The sequence below is a fragment of the Shewanella gaetbuli genome (genome assembly GCF_023284065.1).
Taxonomy (GTDB): Bacteria; Pseudomonadota; Gammaproteobacteria; order Enterobacterales; family Shewanellaceae; genus Shewanella; species Shewanella gaetbuli.
The window spans coordinates 140,425-160,001 of the sequence record NZ_JAKIKP010000009.1 but is presented as its reverse complement, the minus strand read 5'-3'; the positions used below and the strand labels follow the sequence as shown (position 1 = coordinate 160,001).

Annotated in this window: 11 protein-coding genes and 1 pseudogene; 5 read left to right on the top strand and 7 right to left on the bottom strand. The window is 40.5% G+C overall.

Translation table 11 applies throughout. From position 1 onward, the window contains the following. Nucleotides 1-323: pseudogene (locus tag L2672_RS12810) on the bottom strand (hypothetical protein); the annotation flags it as partial. Nucleotides 324-653: 330 nt separating this feature from the next. Between L2672_RS12810 and L2672_RS12805 the strand changes: the two are divergent. The 3 genes from L2672_RS12805 (at nt 654) to L2672_RS12795 (ending at nt 2,637) form a co-directional block, all read left to right on the top strand. Continuing rightward, entirely contained in the window at nt 654-1,040 is a 387-nt protein-coding gene (locus L2672_RS12805) for a nitrous oxide-stimulated promoter family protein (protein WP_248996245.1), read from the top strand. 49 nt (nt 1,041-1,089) lie between these two features. Next, nucleotides 1,090-1,986 (top strand): hypothetical protein, encoded by an 897-nt coding sequence (locus L2672_RS12800; RefSeq protein WP_248996244.1) that lies wholly within the window; start codon nt 1,090-1,092, stop codon nt 1,984-1,986. 72 nt (nt 1,987-2,058) lie between these two features. Continuing rightward, on the top strand, nt 2,059-2,637 hold the full coding sequence (locus tag L2672_RS12795) for a lipid-binding SYLF domain-containing protein (RefSeq protein WP_420833161.1): 579 nt from the start codon (nt 2,059-2,061) through the stop codon (nt 2,635-2,637). 590 nt (nt 2,638-3,227) lie between these two features. On the opposite strand, the gene L2672_RS12790 is transcribed toward L2672_RS12795, so the two are convergent. The 6 genes from L2672_RS12790 to L2672_RS12765 all read right to left on the bottom strand — a co-directional run bounded on the left by L2672_RS12790 (nt 3,228) and on the right by L2672_RS12765 (nt 16,371). Continuing rightward, the gene (locus tag L2672_RS12790) at nt 3,228-6,818 is read right to left on the bottom strand and encodes a VCBS domain-containing protein (RefSeq protein ID WP_248996243.1); all 3,591 of its coding nucleotides are present in this window, start codon (nt 6,816-6,818) and stop codon (nt 3,228-3,230) included. Nucleotides 6,819-6,882: 64 nt separating this feature from the next. Continuing rightward, the gene (locus L2672_RS12785; protein ID WP_248996242.1) at nt 6,883-9,921 is read right to left on the bottom strand and encodes a TonB-dependent receptor; all 3,039 of its coding nucleotides are present in this window, start codon (nt 9,919-9,921) and stop codon (nt 6,883-6,885) included. A 341-nt stretch (nt 9,922-10,262) separates the two neighbouring features. Further along, complete coding sequence (locus tag L2672_RS12780) at nt 10,263-11,252, bottom strand: polysaccharide lyase family 7 protein (protein WP_248996241.1); 990 nt, start codon at nt 11,250-11,252, stop codon at nt 10,263-10,265. A gap of 1,456 nt (nt 11,253-12,708) precedes the next feature. After that, nucleotides 12,709-13,305, bottom strand: coding sequence for a hypothetical protein (locus L2672_RS12775; RefSeq protein ID WP_248996240.1), 597 nt, complete (start codon nt 13,303-13,305; stop codon nt 12,709-12,711). Nucleotides 13,306-13,437: 132 nt separating this feature from the next. Continuing rightward, nucleotides 13,438-15,756: a YgiQ family radical SAM protein gene (locus tag L2672_RS12770; protein ID WP_248996239.1), complete on the bottom strand. Its 2,319-nt coding sequence runs from the start codon at nt 15,754-15,756 to the stop codon at nt 13,438-13,440. A gap of 219 nt (nt 15,757-15,975) precedes the next feature. Further along, on the bottom strand, nt 15,976-16,371 hold the full coding sequence (locus tag L2672_RS12765; protein WP_248996238.1) for an MAPEG family protein: 396 nt from the start codon (nt 16,369-16,371) through the stop codon (nt 15,976-15,978). 153 nt (nt 16,372-16,524) lie between these two features. Here L2672_RS12765 and L2672_RS12760 point away from each other — a divergent pair, with 153 nt between their 5' ends. Together L2672_RS12760 and L2672_RS12755 are read left to right on the top strand one after the other, a co-directional pair. Next, nucleotides 16,525-17,745, top strand: a complete 1,221-nt coding sequence (locus tag L2672_RS12760; RefSeq protein ID WP_248996237.1) for a threonine/serine exporter family protein — start codon at nt 16,525-16,527, stop codon at nt 17,743-17,745. Nucleotides 17,746-17,937: 192 nt separating this feature from the next. Beyond that, on the top strand, nt 17,938-19,569 hold the full coding sequence (locus L2672_RS12755; protein ID WP_248996236.1) for a BamA/TamA family outer membrane protein: 1,632 nt from the start codon (nt 17,938-17,940) through the stop codon (nt 19,567-19,569). Nucleotides 19,570-19,577: the final 8 nt, after the last annotated feature.

The window sequence follows — 19,577 nt, the reverse complement described above, 5'->3', positions numbered from 1 at the left end:
GGCTCTGGCTCTGGCTCTGGCTCTGGCTCTGGCTCTGGCTCTGGCTCTGGCTCTGGCTCTGGCTCTGGCTCTGGCTCTGGCTCTGGCTCTGGCTCTGGCTCTGGCTCTGGCTCTGGCATCGAGTCAACCACCTCAGTTGCAACCTTGTCAACCGCTTCCACTTCCGCTGAAGCTTGCTCATCTAATGCATTAATTTCAGCCTCGGTGCGATTAGAAGGTTTTTGGGGTTGTTGCTCAGCGGCTTCTTGCTCAGCGGTGGCTTTAGCACGGTTATATAAATAAACCCCTATTGCCACTAAAATAATGACTATGATTATTTTCATTCAATATCATCCTGTATTTCGCGGTGTACATGTTATAAGTGGACGGCTAATTATTTTGCCAATGCTTACCTTGAGTCTGGCAACAAGCAAGCGCTGTTTTTTTGAGCACACATCACTATTAGTAATCTAATCACTACCCATAAATCAAGTGTTTACCCCATTTTATCTGTAACATTTCGTGCAGGATGTGGCTTTCAACTCATTTATTGTGATTAAGCTACCAACATTTAGCACTTACATGCGCTTAATCACAACCTGTAGGGTTAAATTTGTCTACTCTAATATGGCAATTTAAAATTAAGTAGTTGACTAATTTACTAGGTTATCGTCATGACAGATTCATCGTTACTTTCAGGCAAACTGTTGTTTGAATTTCAAACCATTAGTGCAATGGTTGAAATCTACTGTAAAGCACACCACTGCAACAAACCTCAAAATAGTTTGTGTGAATCTTGTGATGAGTTTTTAGCCTACGCCGAAACCAGACTTGACCGCTGTCCATATGGGCAAGAAAAACCCACATGTAATAAATGCCCTGTACATTGCTACAAACCAAAAATGAAGCAAAAAGCCCGTGAAATTATGATTTATGCAGGGCCAAGAATGTTACTACCCCACCCCATAATGGCTATTAAGCATTTACTGGCAGAGCGAAAACCTGCACCTGGAAAGCCGCCTAAAGAGGCCAGTAATCGACACTTGCGCAAACAGAGTTAAGCAGATTACCTTAATGATACTTTTGGCCATTTTTAAATGACTTATCAACATGATGACACTTGATCATGATATTTTCATTCAAGCTTTTTGGTGGCTGTCTTTAATTGGCGGAATACACTGCTTTGGGGTGGCGCTATATGTGCGCTTCATTTATCGAAGCACCTACAACCGTCATAATATATTGGCCTCTATATTTATGTTGGTAGGGCTTTATTTTATGACGGGTTTGCTCACAAATGACGCCATTACACTTCCCATTCATTTACTGCTTACGCTGCTTTATCCATTATTCTTCTTATTAATGCCGTTGCTCTATCTGTACAGCAAACAAAGTTTACATCCCGTCACTTTTCAACCTCATTATCTTAAACATACGCTACTTGCTATGATCATTGCTCTAATGACCACTTCAGCCATACTGTTTAGTATAGGTATCGACCCAAATGCGACAGAGAGCCGTGTGTCATCGATAACCGAATTAAGCCGAATTAATGTATTTGCGATCATTCTGCCGTGTTTAGCGTTAATACAAAGCGCTATTTATCTGGCTTTAATTTACCGACTTGTAAAGCAAAGCCGTCAATTACAATCACTCAATGCTTCAGTGCCTAGTGACAATAAAATTGAATGGGTAACAGTCATCGCCATAGGCATTTTAATCAACTGGATAATTCGCTTAATTTCAGCTTATTTGCCTTTTTATTTAGGTGATTATCAATCGATGATACCTGAAACTATTACTCGTTTAAGCTTACTGGTTACCGTGTATATTTTAGCTTTTTATAGTCTACATCAGGTGACTAAAGCAGCGTACTTAAGGTCTATCAATCAATCGACACATCATCCCAAGCCGACACCAACTAGCACTCCCGTTTTAGATGATGATGAAATGGCTTATTTACAAGATGTGATAAGCACCACAAAGAAAACCAAGCGTACATCCTAACGTCAAACTGGGTTATGATGATGTCAGTTATGTTAACTTGCATACATTCAAACAGCTTACATTGAGGTTTATATGACACGATTACTCACTTTTGTTTTCACCATGTTCATAGGGTTAGCTATTGTATTTTCGCCAACATCACAGGCAAATGATTCAAGCTATACAGAGGCTATTACTAACTTTCAAAAGGCTGCAGAAACCCAAGCATTTTTTAATACCGCCTACGGCTATGCCATTTTCCCTACAGTGGGTAAAGGCGGCATAGGAATTGGTGCTGCTTACGGCAAAGGGCGAGTTTATAAAGGCGGCATGCACACAGGTAACTCTACACTCAGCCAGTTGTCGATTGGTTTTCAATTAGGTGGCCAAGCTTACAGCGAGATTATCTTTTTCAAAAATGCCGAAGCCTACAATGACTTCACCAGTGGTAGTTTCGAATTTAGTGCTCAAGCATCTGCGGTTGCAATCAATGTCGGCGCGAGCGCTCAAGTGGGTACAACGGGCCATTCCGCAGGCGCGGGACAAGCGGGTAGTAATCATGCAGCCAAAGCTGTTTACATGAATGGCATGGCTATATTTACCGCCGCAAAAGGGGGCTTAATGTACGAAGCAGCCTTAGCTGGCCAGTCTTTTACCTTTGATGCTAAATAACCTAGTTTTGCATAAAAAATGGCTACCAAATGGTAGCCATTTTCTATAAAAGGGGTCAGTATAAAAGGGGTCAGTGTTAATTTAATCAGTTAAGATACTTTTTTCATTTAAATTACGGGTAATTGGATTGAAAATCTAACGCATTTAGCCCAAAGCCCTAAGTTTGGGTAGTAATGTCGAGAGTGTAGGTTTTATTAGGTATCACGGTGTATGCATTATATTGAACCCAAGCACTGAGTTAGTAAGCTATTATTCTCTAATCGCTTTGTTCTCGGTAATATGCTTTTCAATTCCACACGTATCAATCAAGTCATTATCTAATACTGATCAGTTAACAATTTTGTCCGATCTTTCAGGTACGGCATAAAGGTCTCTTTATTGTATGGTTGCCTTTCATTTAATTACCTCAAGCGCTCTAAAAGCTTGATCTAAAATCTGTTATTTTCATTCACCTATTTGTTAAAATGCTTATAGCTGGATATTTAAAAAACTCGCTAAAGACGAGAAAGATAAAGAACAAAAAATGCCGCTATCAATAAGCGGCATTTTTAACACATTGTTTAAAACATTAATTTACAACTGCAAGTTGATTAGTCTTCTTGCACTGTAGCTTCGGCAGAACTAGAGTAAGTCGTACTTAGATCGTCACCCACAGCATAACTTTCGAAGTCCTCAGATAGAACCGCCGTATCTGTTGCATCAGCAATCACGATATCATCAGCTAATAACTCTTTTGCTGACTCTTTCGAAGAGCTACCAATACGTATTTGATACGTTTCTGTCGCTGTACCTGTATTGATTGCTTCATAAGGACCGTAGAAGGTTGTACCGCCATCAATTGACAAAGAGTAACCTGTTGCAGTCCAATCTATAACTACATCAATATCGGTATCATCAGCATAAGTTAAGCCTTCAATGGTTTGCTGCTCTTTTGCTGCATCACGATATTTAATAGCACCATTACTAAAGATTATTTCACCCGTTAGGTTACTTGAAGAGGCAGAGCCACCATAGATACTAATATAAGCAGTGTTATCTTCGCTAACATCTGGTGTAGCAGTGAAGTCAGCAATGGCTTGTAGCTTAATGCTTGCAGAAATAGAGCCTTCAGCAAGTGCCGCCGTCGTTAAACGTAACTCAGCGTCAGCGTCTAGTGATGTGTCAGCCATTCGGGCAACTTTATTTACACTAGTTCCCGCTATGGTCTTAACGGTTGCTTCAGCAGAACTTGAATAAGTTGTACTTAAATCTTCACCATCAACATAAGTTTCAAAGTCCTCAGATAGTATTGTCGAATCTGTATCATCAGCAATCACAATGTCATCAGCCAATAATTCTTTTGAAGACTCTTTATCTGAGCTACCAATGCGTACTTGATAGGTTTCTGTCGCAGTCCCCGTATTAATTGCAACATAAGGACCGTAGAAGGTTGAACCACCATCAATTGAAAGTGAATAACCTGTTGCTGTCCACTCAATTACCACATCTATATCTGCATCATCAACAACAGTTATACCTTCAACAGTTTGTTGTTTCTTGTCTGCATCACGATATTGAACAACACCACCGTCACTAAACGCAATTTCACCCGTTAGATTGCTCGAAGAGGCAGAGCCACCATAAATACTGATGTAAACGGTATTGTTTTCAGAAACATCTGGTGTCGCAGTGAAGCCTGAAATTGCTTGTCGCTTAATAGTTGTAGAAATTGAACCTGCAGCAAGTGGATCCGTTGTTAAACGTAACTCAGCATCAGCCGTTAATGATGTATCAGCCATTCTGGCAACATTGTTTGCTCCAGTATCAACAACAACTGTGCCTGTAATAGTGATTGCCAATTCAGCGGTTGTGCCATCAAAAGATTCAATAGTAAAGGTATCGAGTTCACTTTCACCCACAACAAGTGCTGCAATAGTGGCATTAGCAGTATCAAGAGTATAGGTCCAAGAGCCATCATCTAATATTGCTAAAGTACCGTATGTACCCATTAAGGTTGTCTGAACAATAAATGCTTCGCCATCATCTGGGTCAAGTACACTTACTAAACCTGTAGTCGTTGCTTCATCAGCTGCTATTCTTCCAGTTAAATCAAAGAATACTGCTGGGGTTGATTCTTCTGTGCCGTCACCTGCATCAAAAACAATAACTTCTGAGTAAATAGCTAAGCCATACTTGCTGTCTGTAGCATCTAAAGTTTCACCTGCATCATAGCTTTCAAAGTCATCTGAAAAGACGCTTGCTGTGCCAGCGGTATCAGAAAATACTTCAATGTTATCAACATAGAAAGAACCGAAAGGAATCGTTCTATCATTATCACCGAATCTAAATTGGATAGCTTTAACACCATCAGCGAACCACTGGTCTAAGCCTGTATAATCAGAGTCAACAACTGCTGCTGTAGAGAATGAACCTCCACCAATCACTTCACCATCAATAGTCACGGTGATTTGATCTGCTTGATCTAAGTCCCATGTGATTTCTACATCATAAAACTGCTCTTCAACTAATGGTGCAGTGATCATATTGCCAGGGTAAGCGTCACTGTCAGTATTTCGAACAAAGAAACGAGGGTCAATTACAGTGCCGTCGTCTTGAGTTTGAGTTCCTTGAATACGCAAATCTATAAGCGATTCACTAGAACTACCAGATGAGCCATAAAGCGTAATGTAAGCATCTTTAATATTTCCATCACTACCAAGCGCAACCTCTTTAGATATAGATGCACTCAGCTTACCTTGACGAAGGTTATCAACGCTAAATCTAATCTCACCCGTATCGCCGCCTGTATCGCTTATTTTTACAACTTGAGTAAGTGAAGCAACACGAATAACAATATCAGCAGTCGTACCATCAATAGAAGCGATAGTGATTGAATCACTTACAGAGTCACCTATTTCAAGGTTCGCTAAAGTATCATTTTCAGTGTTAACCGTGTAAGACCAGCTACCGTTGGCGCTGATACTAAATGTACCATAATCAAGTGCTACATCTGTTTGAGCAACAAAAGCGTCTTCTTCAAAGTTTGGATCAATAATGGTTAGTGAACCAGTTAATGGATTAATAGCAGTATGTTGAACAGTACCGCCAAATTCACCTTCGATGATTGCTGCAACAGGGTCATTGTTATAACCAACAGCGGCTCCAATTACATCAAGTAACGCCTCATCAACCGAACTAGCAACTTGTGAAGTAGTTTGCAAATTCATTTGTGCTGTCTCAAGTGTAACTAAAGACTCTTCAGAAAAAGAACCATCAGCGACGTCACTAGCAAGATCTTGCATAACGGTAGATAAATCTGCGTCTGCGTTGTCTGCATCAACTTGTGATAGTAGCGCTAGCACAGAACCATATCTATCAGCGTTTTCAGCACCATCAGCACCAAGTTCAACAGTACCAACTAAAGTAGGAAGCACTTCTGTTGTATCAAAACGAATACCAAAACGAGCATTAATTATTTCAGCTGCGTCAGCAAACTGGTTTAAATCACTACCCGCGTTTTGAACAGCCATTTCGGTTAAAGGAGAAACAACATAGGTAGGTGGTGGTAGTATGGTTTCCACACCCTCATCATCAGTCTCAATAATATTTTCAACTACATTCACTACAGAGCGAAGTTGAGGAGCATCTAAGGTTAAACCTGTTGATTCGTCCGTATAAGTACCGCCAGTACAAGTGATTAAACCTAAACCTTCGAAATGTACGTCGATAAATGTAACGCCACCTGTAGTGTCAGAGGTTGCAGTGCCTTGCGCAGGAAGAACCGCAGCGCCACTATCCTCAACTTCAAATATGTCACAAGTTGCACCATCAATAGGGCCCTTAATAATGCGAGCAGAAACATTTAAGGTTGGGTTGATAACAGGTGTAGATGCACCAACACCTTCGGTAAAACCTGCATCATCTGTATAATTAGCAGAAACAGAAATAACTGTGCCTTCGTCAGCTTCAGTAATTGTGTAAGATGTGCCGATAGTACCTGTTGACCAAACGTAAGTAAGTGTGTCAGCAATAATTCCGTCAGCATCAGTAGCTGCTGCAGAGATTGTTTCGCCAGCGATAAAATTACTTCCGGTTATTGTTATACTACCGCGAGTATTACCATCTAGTTCAGCACCGTCACCACCGCCACAACCTACTAGGCCTGTCGCAATGATGAGCGGTATAAGTGATTTATTATTCATTTTTATGACTCCACAAAGATTCTTTCTTCAAATTTAGCTTGTTTTATTTAACTACTAGACTTAGCTAGTACTTAAAGCTGACACCTGCGAACAGGCGAGGACCGTAATCACTTACTTGGCCCAAGTTACCTTTGACATAGAAGTCATCACGACGAGGCTCACTGAACAAGTTAATTGCTGAAACTTTAACGCGAACGTGTTGATTGATTTTGTAAGCAGCACGAGCTTCCCAAACATTTGCCTCACCAACATAGCGTAGTCTTGTGCCGTTAGAAGTGTATGGTTGGAAGTATTCACTGCGATACTTGTAGATAAGCGCAGTATCAAAATCACCTATTTGGTAGTAAAGCTGTCCATTGAATACATGCTCAGAAAATCCAGGTACAGAGGCAGGAGGAACAATACCTACGGTTTCCTGAGTAACAACACCATCTAAACCAGTAGTAAAGGTATTACCGTAGTTACTATCTTCAAACTCGTAGCTTGTATCTGAGTAGTTATAACCAAACTTCACACCAATGCCTAAATCCCAACGATACGAGAATGACGCTTCAAAACCATAAAGGTCACTTTTTTCGTCACTAGTAACTGAATTCGTAATAGGTAAAGAAACTTCCACACCGTCAACGGTAAACGTCTCTAACTGTGTTTGCTGTTGGAAATTGCCATTGAATTGTTTGTAGTAAACACCTAACGCTACTATAGAGTCATCGCTTGGATACCATTCAACAGCAGCGTCATAGTTCCATGACATTAATGGCTGAAGATCAGGGTTACCTGAACCATTAACACCAACCAACAAGTCTTCAACTGATTCAGGGTCATCCGAGTCATCGGTTACGAATGTGCGGCTATAACTTAGATTAGATGGATCTGCACGTGACATACCTCGGTAAATACCGGCTCTTAGGAGAATATTGTCATCATAATCAACGACCAAGTTAAAGCTTGGTAGTACTTCAGTGTAATCACCACCACCAACAATCTTTTCAATACTTTCGTTTGGTACTAATTCGACGATACCTGTCGCCGGATCAGTGACAACGTCGAAACCTTCTCTAAAGCCAATAGAGGTAACGTCAGTATTCACTACACGAACACCAAAGTTACCACGAATAAATTTACCGAACATTTCAGAGTCGTAATTAAGCATGGCGTAAGCAGAGGTAGTTTGTTCTGTTACGTCAATAGTACCCGCATTCTCGTATGTAACCTCTGGGTATGCGAATTCGCCGCCTTGTGATGCTGCTACAGCTTGTGAGAAACATTCGTTATTGTAAGTAGCCCACGAAGCGCCTGTACCGCTTTCTACAACATTACCTGAACTGTCAACATGGGTGATGATATCACCGTCAGAAACACTGGATAAAAAATCAGACTCAGGGAAGGCTATTTGGCAACCTTCAAGTACATCGATGGCCGATGTTGCAGATTCATCTAAATTATATGTAGTTCTTGAGCCATTACCGTTCGTGCCACCAAATTGAACAAATGTTAGCTCAGAAACGCGAACGCCAGCTTGCACGCTACTAAAAAAATCACTGTCTAGAATATAATCAAAATCAACGCGTGCACCCATAATTTCGTTGTCGCGGACATTTTCTCTGTCGATACGAGTACGAAGGCTATCAGTAAAATTGGAAATATCAGTCACATCAAAATCAGTCACTGTGAAATGAGGAATATATTCACCTAAATCCCAAGATAAGAAAGGACGAGAGCTCGTTCTTCCTCGGTTTGTTATTTGTAGTTCTTCACGGCTGGTTTTAGAATAGCCAAGGTCAACACTAATCTTTAGATCATCAGAGAAAAAATGTTCAACGTTCAAGCCATATCCACGATAGTTTTCTTCACGCGAAAATTGCTCACCCGCAGACTCGATACGTTCTTCACCTTCCCAATGTAGAATACCGCCAACATCGTTTGTGATCAGATTTTGTCCCGTTACACCCGGTGTAACGCGCTTTTGTAAGAAAATTAAATCATGACGCGCTTCTGCTTGGGTGCGATCTGAAATTTGCGCGTCAAAATTGATATCCCATTTATTTGAGGGTTGGTATTGTAGAGCAAAGAATAAAGCGTCTCTTTCATCAGATGTTTCATTTTGACGGAAGCTTCGGCTTGAGCCAGTCCATGCGTATTCTCTGCCATCATCTACTGCAAGACCTGTATCTGGATCAATATTATTATTATAACCTTGGTTATTCGAGCCAACAATTTCATCTTCACAATCGCCCGCTGAGCTACGGAAAAAACCGGTATTGGTATCGGTTGGATCATTCAAACATGCCCACAAAGATGAACCCGTTGGGCTTGAGCTTCTATATTCAGCTTCTGGCTGGCTAATATCTTGACGCTGCAAACCGACACTCAAACCAAATGCTTGACCGTTATCAAACTCAAATTGATCAACATAACTTAGTGTTCCACGGTAGCCCAAATCACCTTGAAGTGAATTGTCAACGTTTGCTTGGTCTGGGTTGTAGTTACCTTTTACTTCAGCCTGAAAACGTTGCTTACCAAAATCTAAAGGCTTAAGTGTCTCCAGGGTAATAACACCGGCAACCCCACCTTCAATCATGGAAGCGTCTTGTGTTTTATAAATAGCTACTTTCTGCATCAACTCTGATGGGAACTGAGAAAAGTTAACTGAACGGTCACCACTACCATTGGTCGCTTCACGGCCATTGATGTTAGTGCTACTTAAGAATGGGCCTAAACCACGAATACTGATTTCAGTAGCACCACCATTTTCACGGTGAGATGATGCACCCGTTAATGTTTCTAGCGCCTCACCAATTGAAAGTGCAGGTAAATCACCAATATCTGAAGCAGATAAACCGTCAACAACCGTGGTAGATTCACGCTTTATTGCAATTTGGTCTTGAATTGTTCTACGTGTACCAGTAACTACAACAACTTCTATATCATTATCAACTTTATCTAGATTTTCAGTTTCGGCTTCTTGTGCTATTGCCGAAAATGCAAAAGAACTGGTTATAGAAGTAAATGCAGCAAGCTTCATCCATTTTGCTATAGGTGAAAGCTTGAACTTCCCTATTGTATGGATGGGTTTTGTTTTTTTACTTAATTTCGTCGACATACCGTACTTCCCCTTAGTATTTTAATAAGCATGTTAGTGCCATATATTGGTATATTTATTATTGCGAGCAGGTTATTACTGCCATTAAATTCTTATATTTATTATTGCAAGCAGGTTATTACTGCCATTAAATTCTTATATTTATTATTGCAAGCAGCTTACTGCCTTAAATTCTTATATTTATTATTGCAAGCAGGTTACTGCTTTAAATTCTTATATTTAAATTAGAGTTATATTCATTCCAACAGACAAAACCCAAACAAAAGTTTTAACCTATTAATTTAAATAAAAATATAACCAATAATTGTAGTTACGAATTTTAAATTACTGTGTTAACTGCGCTAAAATTTATACCCTTTATGCATATTATGGATATGATAGAAAGTGGCTTGCACATAATCACCATCAGCGCCGTCATTGTTTTGATTATAAACACCTGCTTTAAAGTACATATATTGGTTACTAGCACTATAACCACTATCTTTCATATCGTAGTACTTAGTAATATTAGGCTTACCTTCCCTGATTATGGTGACGAACAACACTTCATCTACGACGGAAATTTTATAAGAGAATTTTTCGTTTAAGGCGATTCCGTCATCAGGGTCTGACAAAGTATGTGAACGTGAGCCAATCATATTTATCCAAATATCATCACCATCATTTATTTCATGGGCAAAATAAATAGCCCCTTTCGAGTTGGCTGGTAATTTTCGGTAATATAAACGAATAGGTTCGTCATCCGTCGCGTGAATTTGCCCGATGACCACACGTCCAACCTTTTTTATATCACCTGTGGTAGACACTCGGTTTATTGCCAAAGTCCCTTCCAAACTGCCTTCAACACCCCCAGACTTAGCTTTCGCCGAACCATGCGCATTGCTGAAAACCCAGTTATTTTTAGTCAGGCCACGAGTTTTAATTCGAACATTACCTCTACGTAGCATTTCCCGTAGTTCAGTTCTTGCATATTTTGTATTTTTTGAGGTTTTGGCACCTACGTTTGGGCAAGCGAATACCAAGCCACCATCATCTGCTGTATAAAAAAATGGTTTTAAGTCAAAGCCTTTACTTAATGATTTCTCATAGACGGTATCAGCTTTTTTATCTTTGTTGAGATCGGTTGGCAACGTTAACGACCAATCGAGTAAGTCAAAATTTTCACCTGGCTTTTTAAGCGGATCGAGTTTTGACAAATCCCCCAGTAAAACACCTTCAGCAAGGCTAGTGTGTGACTTAGGAATAAGCGTATTATCCTCAACTTCCAGAGCATTGAGTGATGCGCTAAAAACAGCTAAAGCAAAAACTAGCACAGCAAAAATGTCACACATTTTCTTTTGAAAATGTCGGTAAGATTTATACGTGTTGATATTGGAATCCTTTATAATTTACGATCTCTTTGTTGAATATGTTCGTGTATTGTTCGGCTTAACTATTTTCAAAGCTTACTTAGAATACTTATATGCGCAGCATATAGTGGCGCACCTACACATGAACTTAACTACCCCTGAAAAACGTAATAAAAATAGGTAAGACTTTGCTGCTAATTAACACCAAAAATTATCTAATTTCGTTGCAAAAACAAGCAGATCCCTTTGTTGTATATGATCAAAGAGCTATGCATAGAATCATAAATAACTTACCTAAACGCAGTTACCCACCTAACAATTTATTCACAGTTGTAACCTTTCGTTAAACAAAATATAACCACCACAACACATCAATGTCAACCAAAATAGCACCCAACGCATTACCAAAAACCAAAATTGGTAGTAACGAAAGCATGAAAAAGACTAGCGTATTGGCTTGACACATTTTTTACATAATAAAAAGGAACAGAGTAAACAATAACTTACAGAAAGATTAGGCTGTTATTGTTGAATAGTTTTTATATTCTCTACTAATGGATATGACCACATGACCAAATAACAGAACAAAGTTAGCCAGCGACTAATCTGTATTACCAATTTACAGCAATAGTTGTTACCAATTCTCATACAGGCATTACCGATAGATGATGTAATGAGATTACAGTTCAGAACTAATATGCAGATTATAAGCTGTACGATAATTGGTATTGATTGTGATTAATCATTAATGCTCTTGTTGAACGAAGCTACGCTGTCAGGCGCATTAGCGCCTATTTCGATGCATGTCATGATAACCTTTCAACCGATGACATTTATGGGTTGCTGGCAACAAAGTACTGAGGATAAGCTAATGCGACCGACAAGCTTAATGAAGTAAAATCAAACGTGGCCTAACGCCACTGTTTAAGCCGAAGAATGACAAATCCAACACAGAGAATGCAAAGTAACAAAAATATAAAGAGGTGATAAGTTATTGATATTTTATAATAAATGAATAGACTGACAAAGCTAAGAGATCACTATGGCCAATAAAACAACAAGGCTTATATTCATAAAACTTTGTCATCCCATCAATGTAGTGAAGTCACGCGTCAGGCGTATAAGGCAACCGTTTACCCACAAAACAGTAGTAAACCCCTTCAGGTTGACTGCCAAAAGTCGCAATTAAATTCATGATGAAAACATGCGTCGAATTCCAACGTGCTTTCACACATTATTGTTTCGCTCACTTTTGCACTCGCGAATTTAAAAACGTTTTTATTGGGCGAAGGCTTACGTAAATTCCGTATATACATGAACAAAAATCTCGAGCAACACCAGTACGTTTTGTGTACAGCCGCTCGAGATTTGGTGAGACTATGCTTTAAATTTGTCAGACTATGGGTGTATTTATGTCAATTTATGGGTTCAGCGACAATTACTCATGTCCCCACGGAGTTGGAGGTAAAGCAACCGGTTTAGTTAAGTCAAAGTCCACTCTAAAATCGCGGTTTTCACGCGTTAGGCGATAAGTGAATACCTCTGGAGTAATATACATATGCCACACATTAGTGACTGACTGGGTTAAGCCATTTTCGTTAAAGTTTGCAATAGATTCGGCGTCAACTGGAAATGACTGCTCAGTGACTGTGCCTGAGTTTGCAGTATCACCACCGTACATGGTGACTTTGTCTTCACTGCCATCTTTGTGGCGATGATCATGCTTTAGGCGTAGCCCTTGCTCGGTTTTGGTGATCACCCATGTTCTTGAATGATCATCTCCTACATGAAATGGCACTTTTAATTCGGTGTTGCTGCATTCTCTCACATGCATAATTAACGTCTTACCCGTAAAGCCATCATCTGCAGCATTTCCGGCTGTAACCACGCCTTCGTAAGCCTTACCACAATGAGCTGCAATGGCGTCAAAATAGCTATTTTGAGTAGCATCTGCTGCCACTGCGGCAAATGAGCTCACCATTGTTGCGGTTAATAATACTGGGGTAGCGATACGATTAATTGATGTTTTTAACATGTTTACAGCCTTTTTAATTATAATATCCCTACACCTTAACAGGGTTTATTTAAATTTACCTGAATGGCTTTTGCAAAAAAAACTATAAAAAAAGCTGCCGAAGCAGCTTTAAAATCAATTAATTAGCATGGGTTAACGTTTATATTTAGACGGTGTAGCCCAGCCTTTTCCAGCTGACTTTCCTTTTGCTGACTGACCAGAACCCTTATTAACAGACCCTTTATTGGCCGAAGGTTTAGCCTTGCCTTTGGTAGTTGCTTTATTGTTACTTTTGCCTTCGGTTTTGGCCGCGCTGTTTTTACGCTCATCAAACTGGTTTGATGAAAAACGGGTCATGGCTGTTTTACCACCTTGTTTATCATCCGCTTTAGCATTTTTTTGTCCCCATTTAGGACGATTACGCTCGTTGCGGGTTTCTGGCGGCACTAAATGGCTGGGGCCATTGCCTATTAAATATTCTTTACCCATGGCGATTAAAGCTTCACGAATTAATGGCCAACCTGCTGGGTCGTGGTAACGCAATAATGACTTATGCAATCGACGCTGACGCCCCTTTTTAGGAACGCTGACTTGCTCACTGGTGTGCTTCACATTTTTAAGTGAATTCAGTTCGGTATGGTAAATGGTTGTTGCATTAGCCATAGGGGATGGATAAAAGTTCTGTACTTGGTCTAACTTAAACTTTTGGCCTTTCAGCCACAATGCTAAGTTCACCATGTCTTCGTCAGTGGTTCCAGGATGAGCAGAAATAAAATACGGAATTAAAAATTGCTCTTTACCGGCCTCTTTAGAAAACTTATCAAATAACTCTTTAAACTTGTCATAAGTGCCCATACCCGGCTTCATCATTTTGCTCAATGGGCCTTCTTCGGTATGTTCTGGGGCAATTTTTAAATAGCCGCCAACATGATGTTTAGCCAACTCTTTGATGTAAGCAGGGTCTTCAATGGCTAGGTCATAACGTACACCTGAGGCAATAAGGACCTTCTTAATACCGGGAACATCTCTTGCGGCACGATATAGGTCAATGGTGTGTTTATGATCGGTACCCAAATGGCCACAAATTGATGGGTAAACACAGGATAAACGTCGACAAGTGGTTTCGGCTTTTACGCTGGTACAGCCTAAACGATACATGTTGGCGGTTGGGCCACCTAAGTCAGAAATTACCCCAGTAAAACCAGGCACTTTTTCTTGAATATCGTGAATTTCTTTAATAATAGATTCTTGCGAACGACTTTGAATAATGCGTCCTTCATGTTCGGTAATTGAACAGAATGAACAGCCACCAAAACACCCGCGCATGATGTTAATTGAGGTTTTGATCATGTCATAAGCAGGTATTTTTTCTTTACCATAGCTGGGGTGCGGCACACGTTGATAGGGTAAATCGAATACAGCATCCATTTCATCTGTATTCAATGGCCACGCAGGTGGATTTACCCACACTCCACGGTGTTGATCATGTGGCTGAAATAATGCTCTGGCACAGCCTGGATTTTGCTCTTGATGCAATATGCGCGAAGCATGGGCGTATAAATATTTATCGCCAGCCACTTTGTCGTAAGCAGGCAATAACACATAGGTTTTTTCCCACGGTCTTGGCCTTGGCGGTTGAACGCTGATAGGTTTTGGGGCGTCGTTATCAAAAATCTTCTTGTCGCTAGGCCCTGATAACTTTTCGCAGCCAACATCGTCCGCACCATAAGGGTTTGGAATGGGGTCTATTTTATGTAGTTGGTCTATTTTACGCGAGTCCATTCCCTTCCAGCCGGGCATGGCTTCTTTACGCATAATGGCGGTACCGCGTACATCGTCAATTTGCTCAACGGCTTCACCGCTGGCTAATCGTCTTGCCACTTCCATTAGTGGTCGTTCAGCATTACCGTAAACTAAAATGTCGGCTTTAGCGTCAAATATTACGCTGCGACGCACTTTATCTGACCAATAATCATAGTGCGCTATACGGCGTAAACTGGCTTCAATACCACCAATCACCACAGGCACTTCTTTAAAAGCTTCTTTACAACGTTGAGTGTAAACCGTTACAGCTCGGTCTGGGCGTTTGCCGCCAATATCGCCTGCTGTATATGCGTCATCGTGGCGTAATTTTCGGTCGGCTGTATAGCGGTTGATCATTGAGTCCATGTTGCCAGCGGTAACCCCAAAAAATAAATTTGGGCGACCTAACTGCATAAAGTCATCTTTGCTGTGCCAATCAGGTTGAGAAATAATACCCACCCGATAACCTTGCGCCTCAAGCATACGGCCAATTACCGCCATACCAAAGCTTGGGTGGTCAACATATGCATCGCCAGTAACAATGATAATGTCGCAACTATCCCATCCCAGTTTATTCATTTCTTTACGGGTCATGGGTAAAAATGGTGCTGTGCCGAAGCTTTCAGCCCAAAATTTGGGATAACTAAATAATGTTGACTCAACTTGCATGCGGGTGACCTAAAATTAACAATACGCCAAATAAGCGGACGCGGAGTATACCAGTTGGTGAAGACTAAGTGTGACTAAAAAAGCAGCAGATGTGAAATATTTTTGAATATTACTCGGGTAAATAAAACCTCATAAAATGCAAGGTAATCACGATATTGTGACTGATTTTATGAGGTTATAAATAGAGTAAGCGGTGTTACACGAATAATTAAAATGCTTTTATAGCCCTATAAAAAAACCAAGGTTAGCCACCGACAAACCAAGCAAAATAGCCCAAGTGGTTAGCACACCCCAAAATCGCCCAAAATGATAACCACCTTTGCCTTTTGTTAAGCCTATGGCATGCAGTAATCTTGCAACAATCCACAGTGTGCCAAACACATGCAGTAAATAACTAGGCATACCATTGAATTCAGCAGCGGCAAACAAAATAAGTACTATAGGCGCGTTTTCTAATAAATTTCCGTGAACTCTCATGGCGAGTGACAAATCTTTATTACCACCACTACCGATACCAATAGCATTTGCTCGACGATATTTAACTACTCGATATGACAATGCCAGTACTAATAACCCTGTCAAACTGGCATATAATCCGGTGACTAATAACCCCATGTGTGGCTCCTTTTTGTTGTTGTAACAACATCATAACCTTATTGCTGTAAAATTATCACTATTGAAGATAATTGTTTATCGATTAATCAATATAAATCAGTTACTATGCGCGACTTATTAGCCTCAACAAAATAGCAGAGTGATTTAAGGCCAGTGGACAGTCAAGACTTTATCGAAAAGCGTAAATTTATTATTAAGTTAGGTAAAGCTCTCCATAAGTTTGGAACGCCGGCATACCGCCTAGAATCCCACTTACAAACCGTCTCACATACCTTGGGTATTGAAGGCTATTTTTTAGTGTCTCCCACCTCGATGACATTTGTGCTTCAACACGACACTGAACAAGAATATAACCATGTTGCCCGCGTTAAGCCCGGAGACTTAGATTTAGGCTCGTTAGCTCGCACCTTTGATTTAGTTGAAGAGCTCAGTTCTGGGCAACGAACATTGCAAGAGGCGCTTGAACGCCTTGAAGAAATTGCCAATAAACCTAACCCCTATGGCCATAAACTCACTCTACTGGCATTTGGTAGTAGTGCAGGTGCATTTGCCATGTTAATGGGTACCGGTTGGCACGATGTGTTTTGGTCAGCCATGCTAGGCTTTATTGTATACGGCTTAGTATTTTGGGCGGAACGCTCTAAACGTGTAGCTGAAATGCTAGAACCTTTAGCGGCGGTGGTGTGCGCTATTATTGTGTGTGGCATTGCTCAGTTCGACCCCAGTATTAACCTGCCTGTGACCATTTTATCAGGCATTATTATCTTTATTCCCGGTTTAGCACTCACACTGGGGCTGGCTGAATTAGCCGCACGCGATTTAATTTCTGGCACAGCCCGCATCATGGATGCGGTTATGCAATTATTTAAACTGTATTTTGGTGCGGTACTGGGCATGACAATAGGTAAAGCGATATTTGGTGAAGCCGTTTACATTGAGCCACAACCTTTACCTAAATGGGCCATTTGGTCTGCGGTGCCTATTTTATCAACCTGTTTGGTGATCATTTTTAAAGCCCGTTTAAAAGATTCTCCTTGGGGGATTTTTGCCGGTATTGTGGCGTTTTTCTCAGCCATGTTAGGCGGAATATATTTAGGCGAGTCAATAGGTATTTTTGTGGGCGCGTTGGCTGTGGGTATTTATTCCAACTTATACGCAAGATGGATGAAGGCACCGGTTTCTATTGCGTTACTGCAAGGCATTGTGATTTTGGTTCCCGGCAGTAAAACCTACATAGGGTTAAATGCGCTAATTTCTGGTGAAACCATGTTGAATCAATCGCATATTGGCACCCAAATCTTTTTAATCTTTATGTCGCTTATTGCGGGGCTTATTTTTGCTAATGTTGTGGTGCCTCCACGACGCTCTTTATAACACGAATGATACTGTTGCTCTTTCACAAGGCAGAGCAACAGTATACAGCCACCAAATTTTCGGTTAACCCGCTAATCCATCGTGTCTTTTTTCCTTATTTTGCCTTTACTGGTCTGCGTTTATAATTAATTGATATTGGGCTAAATATCAGTGTATTGTTAATAGACCAAACATTCACATAAGGACATAGAAATGCGCAAAACCTGTCAGGTTTTATTGACGATTCCTTATTGTTTGTTCCCGCTGACCTTATTCGCAAATAACACTAATGATGGCGACCATACTGCAACAGAAAAATCTTTAATTACCAGCCAGATAGTCGTACAAAGCAACCCTATTTTTGACGAATCTGCCCCCAATAGTTTTTTTATTCATCGTTGGGCTAATTTCCTTCATATCAATACTAAAGAATCGACCATTATTGATAACTTATCTTTTGAGCAAGGTGATAAGCTGACAGAAAAAGATATTCAAGAGGCGCAACGCTTATTACGGGCAGAAGCTTATATTCGAGATGCTAAAATAACGGCTTTGTCGGTCGCCCCCGATGCAGACGCTGAATATGCTCAATCAATATTAGTTGAGACATGGGACAATTGGTCATTGCTACCGACATTTAGCTTAAGTAAAAGTGGCGGCGAAACCAAATACTCAGTTGGCATAAAAGAAGACAACTTACTGGGCTTAGGCATCAGCACCCGCATTAGATATCAGTCTAACGCAGACAGAACCGGTTATAAGTTTGCCTTTAGCGCACCGGTAAAGCTGATCAAACATGCTACTATTTCGGCTGACTTTTACGACAACAGTGACGGCCAAGCCTCTTCCTTCGCCTTTGATAAACCCTTTTACGCCTTGAATACTCAACACATGTACGGCGCGGCTTGGTTGCAAGACAAACGTACCGATACCCTTAGACAAAACGGGCTAGATATTAATGAGTTTGAGCATCAAATTAACTACGCCAAACTCAGTTTTGGTTGGCTTATCAACAAAAAGCAAGATGAATTATCGCGGTTAACTTTTGGCATAACCCAAGACGAGCATCAATTTGCTAACTTGGCATCGATGCCTGACAGCGAATTACCCCAAGATAGAGAATTTATTTACCCTTGGGTGGGCTATGAGTATTTACAAGATGACTTTACCGTTTTAAATAACATTTATTTGATTGGTAATAATGAAGATTTTAACCTTGGCTGGCATCACAAAATTAAACTAGGTTTTGAAACCAATGACTTAGCTGAAGATGCTGACATTGGTTATCATATCGATTTATCAAGTAGCCGAGGATGGCGAGCAGATGATCACCTTTTTTTATTCAAATTAGCCGCTGAAGCTGATCTTGCCACCAGCCAAGCAGACTTTTACAACGTGTCAGCCTCTGCTGAATACTTTTATCATATTACCGATAAGTGGACGACTTACACCAAAGCTTGGCTAGCCACATCTGACAATAATTACCTTGATCGCACCTTTGCTTTGGGTGACGAAACTGGCATTAGAGGCTACCCCAATGACTATCAACATGGTGATCATCAATGGGTATTTACTGCCGAATTAAGAAATTACCCCAATATTAACTTATACCAACTAGCCGAATTAGGCTGGGCAGTTTTTACCGATATTGGTCAGGCATTTGGGGGCACCGATGATTTGAATGAGCAAAATGCACCTATTGGTAGCGTGGGGATTGGGGCAAGAATTTACTCGTCAAAATCAAGCTATGGCAATGTGGCTCATATTGATATCGCTAAACCCTTTACCAATGGGGCGGATGTGAATGACTGGGAATTTAGATTTCAAATTAAAGACCACTTTTAATATTATCA

Coding starts and splice junctions, on each gene's coding strand:
- L2672_RS12805 (WP_248996245.1), top strand. CDS start 654: ATGACAGATTCATCGTTACTTTCAGGCAAACTGTTGTTTGAATTTCAA.
- L2672_RS12800 (WP_248996244.1), top strand. CDS start 1,090: ATGATGACACTTGATCATGATATTTTCATTCAAGCTTTTTGGTGGCTG.
- L2672_RS12795 (WP_420833161.1), top strand. CDS start 2,059: ATGACACGATTACTCACTTTTGTTTTCACCATGTTCATAGGGTTAGCT.
- L2672_RS12790 (WP_248996243.1), bottom strand. CDS start 6,818: ATGAATAATAAATCACTTATACCGCTCATCATTGCGACAGGCCTAGTA.
- L2672_RS12785 (WP_248996242.1), bottom strand. CDS start 9,921: ATGTCGACGAAATTAAGTAAAAAAACAAAACCCATCCATACAATAGGG.
- L2672_RS12780 (WP_248996241.1), bottom strand. CDS start 11,252: ATGTGTGACATTTTTGCTGTGCTAGTTTTTGCTTTAGCTGTTTTTAGC.
- L2672_RS12775 (WP_248996240.1), bottom strand. CDS start 13,305: ATGTTAAAAACATCAATTAATCGTATCGCTACCCCAGTATTATTAACC.
- L2672_RS12770 (WP_248996239.1), bottom strand. CDS start 15,756: ATGCAAGTTGAGTCAACATTATTTAGTTATCCCAAATTTTGGGCTGAA.
- L2672_RS12765 (WP_248996238.1), bottom strand. CDS start 16,371: ATGGGGTTATTAGTCACCGGATTATATGCCAGTTTGACAGGGTTATTA.
- L2672_RS12755 (WP_248996236.1), top strand. CDS start 17,938: ATGCGCAAAACCTGTCAGGTTTTATTGACGATTCCTTATTGTTTGTTC.